The sequence below is a fragment of the Mycobacterium arosiense ATCC BAA-1401 = DSM 45069 genome (assembly GCF_002086125.1).
GTDB lineage: Bacteria > Actinomycetota > Actinomycetes > Mycobacteriales > Mycobacteriaceae > Mycobacterium > Mycobacterium arosiense.
Genome location: NZ_MVHG01000225.1, coordinates 1 through 689 on the forward strand (window position 1 = coordinate 1; position 689 = coordinate 689).

General features: G+C 64.6%; 1 protein-coding gene. It reads left to right on the plus strand.

Annotated elements, in window-relative coordinates; genetic code table 11:
* A partial coding sequence (locus BST14_RS28200; RefSeq protein ID WP_142279683.1) for an MCE family protein occupies positions 1–689 on the plus strand: 689 nt, incomplete at both ends.

Below are 689 nucleotides of genomic sequence, written 5' to 3' on the forward strand. Positions count from 1 at the left end.
CCGGGTTCGAAGGTCACCTACAACGGGGTGGAGATCGGCCGGGTGGGCTCGATCGCGGAGACGGTGCGTGACGGCAGGCCGGCGGCGAAGTTCACCCTCGAGGTGTATCCGCGATACCTGAAGCTGATTCCGTCGAACGTCAACGCCGACATCAAGGCGACGACGGTGTTCGGCGGCAAGTACGTCTCGCTGACCACCCCGGCCCACCCGTCGCCGCAGAAGATCTCGACGCGCACGGTGATCGATGCGCGGTCGGTGACCACCGAGATCAACACGTTGTTTCAGACGATCACCTCGATCGCGCAGAAGGTGGATCCGGTCAAGTTGAATCTGACGCTGAGCGCGGCGGCGCAGTCGCTGTCGGGTTTGGGGGAGAAGTTCGGCCAGTCGGTGATCAACGCCAACATCGTGCTCGATGATGTGAACCCGCGGTTGCCGCAGGCGCGCAAGGACATTCAGGGGTTGGCGGCGCTGGGTGATACGTATGCGAACGCGGCGCCGGATCTGTTCGACTTCTTGAACAACGCGGTGATCACCGCGCGCACCATCAACGCCCAGCAGAAGGATTTGGATCAGGCGTTGTTGTCGGCGGCCGGGTTCGGCAACACCGGCGCCGAGCTGTTCAACAAGGGCGGGCCGTATCTGGCCCGCGGGGCCGCCGACCTGGTGCCGACCGCCCAGCTGCTGGA